Origin of the sequence: Bradyrhizobium sp., from assembly GCF_030693485.1 — a bacterium.
Lineage (GTDB): Bacteria > Pseudomonadota > Alphaproteobacteria > Rhizobiales > Xanthobacteraceae > Bradyrhizobium.
Genome location: NZ_JAUYAN010000034.1, coordinates 1 through 6,844, shown reverse-complemented (window position 1 = coordinate 6,844; position 6,844 = coordinate 1). Strand labels below are relative to the sequence as shown.

At 63.5% G+C, this 6,844-nt stretch carries 7 protein-coding genes; 3 read left to right on the top strand and 4 right to left on the bottom strand.

The window, feature by feature from the left end:
- Both Q8N40_RS02580 and Q8N40_RS02575 read left to right on the top strand, forming a co-directional pair.
- A partial coding sequence (locus Q8N40_RS02580) for an OmpA family protein (RefSeq protein ID WP_305710699.1) occupies positions 1–238 on the top strand: 238 nt, incomplete at its 5' end.
- 105 nt (positions 239–343) lie between these two features.
- Positions 344–697 (top strand): hypothetical protein, encoded by a 354-nt coding sequence (locus Q8N40_RS02575; protein WP_305710698.1) that lies wholly within the window; start codon positions 344–346, stop codon positions 695–697.
- Between the two features lie 179 nt (positions 698–876).
- On the opposite strand, the gene Q8N40_RS02570 is transcribed toward Q8N40_RS02575, so the two are convergent.
- The 4 genes from Q8N40_RS02570 to dnaG all read right to left on the bottom strand — a co-directional run bounded on the left by Q8N40_RS02570 (position 877) and on the right by dnaG (position 6,078).
- Positions 877–1,143 (bottom strand): DUF2442 domain-containing protein, encoded by a 267-nt coding sequence (locus tag Q8N40_RS02570; protein ID WP_305710697.1) that lies wholly within the window; start codon positions 1,141–1,143, stop codon positions 877–879.
- Positions 1,136–1,357, bottom strand: a complete 222-nt coding sequence (locus tag Q8N40_RS02565; protein WP_305710696.1) for a DUF4160 domain-containing protein — start codon at positions 1,355–1,357, stop codon at positions 1,136–1,138. The genes Q8N40_RS02570 and Q8N40_RS02565 overlap by 8 nt, the downstream gene beginning before the upstream one ends.
- A 204-nt stretch (positions 1,358–1,561) precedes the next feature.
- The gene (gene rpoD / locus Q8N40_RS02560; RefSeq protein ID WP_305710695.1) at positions 1,562–3,703 is read right to left on the bottom strand and encodes an RNA polymerase sigma factor RpoD; all 2,142 of its coding nucleotides are present in this window, start codon (positions 3,701–3,703) and stop codon (positions 1,562–1,564) included.
- A 344-nt stretch (positions 3,704–4,047) separates the two neighbouring features.
- Complete coding sequence (gene dnaG / locus Q8N40_RS02555; RefSeq protein WP_305710694.1) at positions 4,048–6,078, bottom strand: DNA primase; 2,031 nt, start codon at positions 6,076–6,078, stop codon at positions 4,048–4,050.
- A 291-nt stretch (positions 6,079–6,369) separates the two neighbouring features.
- Between dnaG and Q8N40_RS02550 the strand changes: the two genes are divergently transcribed.
- Positions 6,370–6,696, top strand: coding sequence for a BrnT family toxin (locus tag Q8N40_RS02550; RefSeq protein ID WP_305710693.1), 327 nt, complete (start codon positions 6,370–6,372; stop codon positions 6,694–6,696).
- Positions 6,697–6,844 lie beyond the last annotated feature (148 nt).

Sequence of the window (6,844 nt, the reverse complement as noted above, 5' to 3'; positions counted from 1 at the left end):
CGAGGCGCAGCTCAATGTCTTCATCGTCGGCCACACCGACAGCCAGGGGCCCTATGCCTACAACCTCGATCTGTCGCGCCGCCGCGCCGAGGCGATCGCCGAGGAACTGGTGAAGCACTACCGCATCGGCGCGCCGCGGCTTCGCACCGCCGGTGTCGCGCACCTGGCGCCGGTGGGGTCGAACGGGAGCGAGGCTGGGCGGGCGTTGAACAGGAGGGTGGAGTTGGTGGCGCCGTAGGGTGATGGGGACTCAGCCTGGCAACACTCGTATGCATTGCAGGTCCTCGAACGACCGCGAAGTGCTGCTAAAGTGGGCTTGAGAGCGAACGCAGGCGAACCGAAGATGACGAAGAACCAAGCGCCCGATCGAACGCCGCACTCCCGCAGGTTCAATTTCCTGCGCGTGCCGCTGTTCCGGCTACTCGCGATCAACCTTGCCGCGGGCACGGCGGTGGCGGCGTTGTTCGTTGGCTGCCTGCTGGCGCTCAATCCGGGCGGGTTGCGCGACCTTATCCTCGCGGACTCATCGCCCGGCTCCGCGCTCGGCCTGCTGCTGTTCGGTTTCGTCGTGACCTTCGGTTCGACCGCGATGGGGACGGCGATCATGGCGATGGGGAGGCGGCATAAGGACGATGAGCCGCCGCGCGGGCCGCCGCGGCTGGTGACGCAGCGAAGCCCGGCGCGAGCACGGCGCTAGTCTCGACTATGTCGGATTGGCGAGTCGCTTGCTGGCTTGCTGCGAGACGCCCACGCTGCACGCTCCGGGCATAAGGCCGTCGTGTCGCAGCAAGTTGTACCTCATCCAGGGGAAGCTATGAAGTGGCCGTCTCGAAGGATCGGCAGCAATACCGGAACGCCGCCAGGCGCCGGCCAAATCTAAGCCGCGGCGTCGCGTGACAAGGCTCCGGCTGCCTCGATCTCCCGGCGCAGCCAGCCGGGCGCGGCGTCAAAACCGTTTGGCCAGGTCAGCGCGCCATCTTCCAGAAAGACACGCGCGAAGAAGACCGGATCGCGCAAGGGTTCGGCCATTGGGCCGCCTTCGCCGACAATAGCGGAGAAGTCATAGTCTCCAGCCATGCCATCGCTGAACGTCGCGCGCAGGCAATGCCCGCTGAGATACTTGATACTTGCAACCTTAATCATCGTCGAGACCCGCAATTTTGACGAGCGGCGAACGGCTACGTGCTCGCCGCCAATTATCTTCCAGTTCGCCGCGATGCGCCAGTGCCCACTGCTTCACGAGACGGGCAGCGTTGGCCGGAAGATGGCCTTCGATGACCTCTCCAGTCTCAATCGAAACGTTGGCTTCATGGCCGCTATAGGTCGCAAAGAAATGAGGCGGCGGGTGATCGAACAAAATACATCCGGATGGCGATGCCGTAGAAATAAGCGATGGTCGGCATTCGCCGCTCCCCCGTCATGCGCGGCTTAATCCGCGCATCCATCATTTTCCAAGGATGGATTGCCGGGTCAAGCCTGGCAATGACGATAGAGAAAGAGAAGACTGGTTCCCGGTTCTGCAGCGCACCACTTCGTGCTGCGCCGCGCCCGGGACACGGGATCAGTTGTCCAGGAACGACCGCAGCTTCCGGCTCCGGCTCGGATGCTTCAGCTTCCTCAGCGCCTTTGCCTCGATCTGCCTGATACGCTCTCTCGTCACCGAGAACTGCTGCCCGACTTCTTCCAGCGTGTGGTCGGTATTCATGCCGATACCGAAGCGCATGCGCAGCACGCGTTCTTCGCGCGGCGTCAGCGACGCCAAAACCCGCGTCGTGGTTTCGCGGAGGTTGGACTGGATCGCGGCATCGATGGGGAGGATCGCGTTCTTGTCCTCGATGAAATCGCCGAGATGCGAATCTTCTTCGTCGCCGACGGGGGTTTCGAGGGAGAGCGGCTCTTTCGCGATCTTCAGGACCTTGCGGACCTTTTCCAAGGGCATGCCGAGCTTTTCGGCGAGCTCTTCCGGGGTCGGTTCGCGGCCGATCTCGTTCAGCATCTGCCTGGAGGTGCGCACGATCTTGTTGATGGTCTCGATCATGTGCACGGGAATGCGGATGGTGCGGGCCTGGTCGGCGATCGAGCGCGTGATCGCCTGCCGGATCCACCAGGTCGCATAGGTCGAGAACTTGTAGCCGCGGCGGTATTCGAACTTGTCGACCGCCTTCATCAGGCCGATGTTGCCTTCCTGGATCAGGTCGAGGAACTGCAAACCGCGGTTGGTGTATTTCTTGGCGATCGAGATCACGAGGCGGAGATTGGCCTCGACCATTTCCTTCTTGGCCTGGCGCGCCTCGCGCTCGCCCTTCTGCACGCCATGCACGATCTTGCGGAATTCGCCGATCTCGAGGCCGGTGAGTGCGGCCAGCGACTGGATCTCGTGGCGCAGTTCCTTGATGCGGTCCTTTTCGTGATGGACGAAATTCTTCCAGCCCTTGGCGGAGAGTTTCGAGACGCGGTTGAGCCAGCGCGGATCGAGCTCCGAGCCCTGGTAGTTGCGCAGAAAATCCTCGCGCGCGACGCCGTGGCTGTCGCCCAGGCGCAGCAGGCGGCCCTCGAACGAGACCAGCTTCTTGTTGATGTCGTAGAGCTGCTCGACCAGCGAATCGATACGGGCCTGGTTGAGCCGCAGCGACTTCACCTCGACGATGATTTCGTCCTTCAGCTTCTTGTATTTGCGCTCCTGCGCCGGCGACAGCGTTTCGTTCTGCAGCTGGTTGGAGATGTCCTGCTCCTGGAGGCGGCGCAGCTTCTTGTAGTTGTCGGCAATCTTGTCGAAGGTCTCGACCACCTTCGGCTTCAGCTCGGCCTCGATGGCGGCGAGCGACATCTGGTTTTCGAACTCGTCGTCGTCCATGTCGCCTTCGGCTGACGTTTCAGACGTGGTTTCGCCTTCGGCTGCGGCGGCAGGGGCCGCGGCGCGGAACGGGGTCGGCGCCGGCGGGGCGGCGGGGGGTGCGACATGCGACGGCGCCGCGTTGGCCGCGATCGCCGCACCATTGTTGGCGCCGGCCGGGATCGGCTGGCCGTCGGGGCCTACAGGCGCCGCCAGCAGCGGGTTCATGTTGTTCTTGGCGTCGGGACCGGCGTAGGTCGCTTCGAGATCGATGATGTCGCGAAGGAAGATCTTGCCCTCGTTGAGTTCGTCGCGCCAGATGATGATGGCCTGGAAGGTCAGCGGGCTTTCGCACAGCCCTGCGATCATCGCCTCGCGGCCGGCCTCGATGCGCTTGGCGATGGCGATTTCGCCCTCGCGCGACAGCAGCTCGACGGTGCCCATCTCGCGCAGATACATGCGGACGGGATCGTCGGTGCGCTCGCCGGGCTCGGATTTCTTGACCTCGGTGACGGCCTTCTGCGTGACCTCGACCAGTTCGTTGTCGGTCTCGTCCTCGGCCTCTTCCTGCTTCTCTTCGTCAGAGTCGGAATCCTCGGCCTCGGACACGTTGATGCCCATGTCCGAGAGCATCGACATGATGTCCTCGATCTGCTCCGGCGCCGTGGTGTCGGAGGGCAGGACTTCGTTGAGCTGATCGAAGGTCACGAAGCCGCGCTTCTTGGCCTGCTTGATCATCTTCTTGACGGCGGCATCGGACAGATCGAGCAACGGCGACGGCGCGTCCGGGGAATCCTTCTCGGGGGCGTCCGCTGCCTTGTCGTCTTTTTCCTTGTCTTTTGCCTGCAGCGTCTTTGCCTTGGTGGCCATTCAGTGCTCTCCAAACGCGCTCATGCCGGGGCGTTGCCGCTTCCCGAATTGAATTGGTGTCGCTTGCGTCCGATGACGTTTCTTCGAAACGTCATCACACGCTCGTTCTTTTTCGAGCATGATCCTTTCGGAAAACCGGTGCCCACTTTTCCGGATCATGCTCGGACGCGGAAAGGGCGGCGCAGAACCTCGCCACCCCCAAATAAAATCTCTCGCCGGTTACGAACTCTTAGCCCGCGGGCTGTTAAGCTTCGATTAACCTTGCCAGCCGTGTTTTTGCAGCCAAACCATGGGTTTGGCGAGTCTTTTCGCGGTTCCGGCGGCTGCCGTCCGCAGCATTTTTGTCAGACGCTCCGCTGGGACCGGCCCGATAACTCCCCAAAACCCTCAATCAGGGCCTCGGTGCCGTCCACTTCCTCCAGCCGGGCCTTGATATCCCGCAGCCACGCCAGATTGGCCTCGCTGGCCTCGTCGCCGAGCGCCTGCTCGGCATCCTTCAATTCCCTAAGTAAGGAGTGCCATTGGCGATGCAAGGAGACCAGCTGGTGCCAGGTGGAAAGAACGTCCTCGCGGGCGGCGCCGAGCTGCACGCCCCATACCGCCTGGGTCGTGATCGCCCGCTCAACCCGTTGAAGAACCTCTAGAAATCCGCGAGCCGCGAGGTCGGCGCGCATTTTGTCGGCCTGTTCTTCCGGCTCCGGGCTCTGGTGGTGGTCGCCGGCGAAGGCGGCGATCACGGCGGCGCGCAGCTTGTTGGCCTCGGGATGGGCCATTTCCAGCGCCGCCACCTCTTCCAGGTGGTCGTGCAGCAGCCAGGGGTGGTTGATCAGGGACTGCAGAATCAGCGCCTCGCGGCGGGAAATCGCGCTGCGCTGGCCGCGCATGATCGGGCTCAGCGCCAGTTGCGGGCTGGCCGCCTGGTAGGGGCCGCGGTTGATGGTCTGGCTGCCGGCCGAGGCCTGGCCCCGGCCGCGCGACTCGATTCGGCCGGCCGGCCCGGGGGTGAAGGTGGTTCGCGGCGCAAAGCGGCGGCCTGATTCGCCGCCGAAACCGGCTGCGCCGCGGCCAGCAAAATTGCCCCGGCCGAAGCCGCCGCGCCCGCCTTCCGGCGCGAAGGTGCGCTGCAGCCGCTCCGCCAGATCCTGGCGGTAATAGCGCCGCACTACCTCGTCGCGGATGCCGTTGGTCAGTTCCCTGATCCGCGCTTCCAATGCGGCGCGCCGCTCGGGCGTGGCGAAGGAACCGCCCTCGAGTTCGCGCGACCAGATCAGGTCGGCAAGGCCGCGCGCCTGCCCGATCACTTCCTCGATCGCGCCGCGTCCGCCGGAGCGCGCGAGATCGTCGGGGTCCTGGCCTTCCGGCAGCAGCGCGAAGCGCAGGCTTTTTCCCGGCGCCAGCAGCGGCAGCGCGAGGTCGGCGGCGCGCCATGCCGCCTTCTGCCCGGCCTTGTCGCCGTCGAAGCACAGGATCGGCTCGTCCGCCATCTTCCACAGCAGCACCAGCTGGTTTTCGGTCAGCGCGGTGCCGAGCGGGGCGACGCTGGCGGGAAAGCCCGCGCCGACCATGGCGATGACGTCGACATAGCCTTCCACCACCACCAGCGCCGCGCCGTTATGGGTGGCGAGGCGTGCCGCGGCGAGGTTGTAGAGATTGTCGCCCTTGTGAAACAGCGGGGTTTCCGGCGAATTCATGTACTTTGCCGGAACGTCCTTCTCCAGCGCGCGGCCGCCGAACGCGATCACGCGTCCGCGCAGGTCGGTGATCGGAAACATCACGCGATCGCGAAAACGATCCCACGGCACCGGGATGTCGTCGCCCGACACCAAAAGTCCGGCTTCCACCATGTCCTCGACCGGAATGCCCTGCGCGCCCAAAAATTCCTTCAGCGCAAAGCGCTCGGCGGGCGCATAGCCGATGCGGAACTGCAATTGCACCGCCGGCGAAATCGCGCGGTCGGCGAGATAGCCGCGCGCCCTGGCGCCATGGCGCGAGGCCAGCGTGTCGGCAAAGAATTTTGCGGCGAGTTCCATCACGTCATACAGCGTCTTGCGGCGCTGCTCGTGCCGCGCGGCATCCGGGGTCACGGCCGGCAGCGCGAGGCCTGCCATCGCCGCCAGCCGCTCGACCGCCTCGGTAAAACCGACGCCCTCGGTCTCCATCAGGAACGAGATGATGTCGCCGTGCTTGCCGGAGGAGAAGTCGTGATAAAATCCCTTCTGGTCGTTGACCGTGAACGACGGCGATTTCTCCTGCTGGAACGGCGACAGCCCCTTCCACTCCCTTCCCGCCCGCTTCAACTTCACGCGCCGGCCCACGACTTCCGAAACCGGAAGCCGGGCGCGCAGATCGTCGAGAAATTGGGGCGTGAAGCGCATGGGGTTTTTATATGCGGTGAGTCGCGGGGCCGGTGCCAGCCAACCATGGATATAGGGTGGTCGGGGTAAAATACGAGAATTGTTGGGATTCTCGCCGCTATTCACAGCCCCCGTCATTCCGGGATGCGCGCAGCGGGTACTCCGGAATTACGACCAGCAGGAATTGACATCCGAACTACAGTTGTATATACACTTACAATATTGAGGTACGTCGAAGCGCGATCCAGCTCGTCATAGCGAACCTCGAGCGGTAACACCGCATCGAAACTCCGGATTCGGGGACGATTTGCTATGACGGAAGATGTGCAACGGCTGTTCGCAGACGTTCGCGACTTCGGATGGGATTCGAAAAAGCGCGAAACCAATCTGCGCGACCACGAGATCGACTTCGAGGACGTGCGCGGCATTCTAGACGGCTACATCTTCATCCGCCGATCGGATCGTCATGGCGAAGTCAGATATCAAATCTTTGGGTACGTCCAGGAGCGGGAAGTCGCGGTCGCTTGCGCGATCCGCGGCACACTCTGCTGGATCATCTCGGCGCGGCGCGCCCGACGCGACGAGCGACGAAAATATTACGATCGTTTCAAGGGACTCCCCGAGGAAGGGCAAGACTGACTGGGCGCGCGTCGATGCGCTGACGGATGAGGATATCGCCAGGGCGGTGGCCAATGATCCCGATGCGGTGCCGATCGATATCGACTGGTCGGATGCCGTCCTCGTTATCCCAGCGAAAAAGAAGGCGATTTCCATTCGCGTCGACGAG